Origin of the sequence: Pseudonocardia nantongensis (genome assembly GCF_046546495.1) — a bacterium.
GTDB classification, from domain to species: Bacteria; Actinomycetota; Actinomycetes; order Mycobacteriales; family Pseudonocardiaceae; genus Pseudonocardia; species Pseudonocardia nantongensis.
Genome location: NZ_JBKGXT010000049.1, coordinates 1 through 1,380, shown reverse-complemented (window position 1 = coordinate 1,380; position 1,380 = coordinate 1). Strand labels below are relative to the sequence as shown.

1 protein-coding gene is annotated in these 1,380 nt (G+C 69.5%); it reads left to right on the top strand.

The annotated features are described in order from the left end of the window. The first annotated feature begins 133 nt into the window (after positions 1-133). Complete coding sequence (locus ACLFMI_RS26730) at positions 134-1,339, top strand: integrase core domain-containing protein (protein ID WP_410950732.1); 1,206 nt, start codon at positions 134-136, stop codon at positions 1,337-1,339. Positions 1,340-1,380: the final 41 nt, after the last annotated feature.

The following is a 1,380-nucleotide window of genomic DNA, read 5'->3' as shown; positions in this document are numbered from 1 at the left end:
CCGCGTGTCTGTGCTCAGGACATCCGAGACAGTTGATGTCTCACCACATCGCGGACACTGATCAAGCCCAGCGGGGTGGGCGGGCCGGTCGGATCCGGTCAGCCTGCCCCGTGTGGGCAGAACAGGGTTCGAGATGGATCCCGATCTTGTCGCGGCGATCGCTCAGGCCGCCGCCGGGGACACGATCAACGTCAGTCGGGTGTGCCGTGAGCACGGGGTGTCGCGCTCGGTGTTCTACCGCAAGCTGTCCCGGTTCCAGGCCGAGGGCAGCGCCGGGCTCGCCCCGCGCTCACGCGCGCCCGACACGCGGCCCAGCGCCACCGCAGAGCATGTGATCGAAGCCGTGGTGCGGGCCCGCAAGGAACTCGCCGACCACGGCTGGGACTGCGGAGCCGAGTCGATCCGCTGGCGGCTGCTCGATGCCGCCCGCCACGGCTGCGGCGGTGTGGCCGGGCAACCGCTGCTGGATCTGGCCGAGGTGCCCTCGCGAGCCACGATCCACCGGGTCCTGCTCGACCGTGGCCAGGTGGTGGCGCAGCCGCGTAAACGACCCCGCCGTGCCAGTGGCCGGTTCGTGCACCCGTCACCGAACGCGGTCTGGCAGATCGACGGCTTCACCGTCGCCCTCGCCGAGGGCACCCAGGCCACGGTCGTGCAGATCATCGACGACCACTCCCGCGTTGACGTCGCCTCCCGCGCCGCGATCAGCGAGAACGGCGACGCCGTCTGGGAGGCGTTGAGCGCCGGGTTCGACCACTACGGACATCCGGCCTGCGTGCTGTCGGACAACGGCACCGCGTTCTCCGGTAAACGCCGCAACTGGCCCATGGTCGAGATGGAACGCAGCCTGGCCCGGCTGGGCATCACCACCGTGGTGTCCTCGATCGGGCACCCGCAGACCTGCGGCAAGAACGAACGGGCCCATCAGACCCTGCAACGCTGGCTCGACGCCCGACCCGCACCGCCCACGCTCACCGCCCTGCAGGACCTACTCGAGACCTACCGCAACGGCTACAACAACCACCGCCGCCACCAGAGCCTGGACGGCGACACCCCGCACCAGCGGTTCTACGCCCGTGAACGCGCCGTCCCGGCCGGGCCCGCACCGCGAGTCGCCGGCCACAGCACCCGCACCGTGTCCTCGACCGGGGTGATCGGGTTCAGCAACACCTCGATCGGCCTCGGTCGCCGCCACGCCGGGCGCACTGCCGAACTGTTCTGGCACGGCGACCGCGTCACGATCCTGATCAACAACGCAGTCACCGCCAGCCTTACCCTCGACCGCAGCGTCCGCTACCAGCGGACCACAACCACCAACAACCTGTCCTCGATGTGTTGAGACAGATCTGTCGCAGATGTGCTGAGACAGGACACGCGGTC

Coding starts and splice junctions, on each gene's coding strand:
- ACLFMI_RS26730 (WP_410950732.1), top strand. CDS start 134: ATGGATCCCGATCTTGTCGCGGCGATCGCTCAGGCCGCCGCCGGGGAC.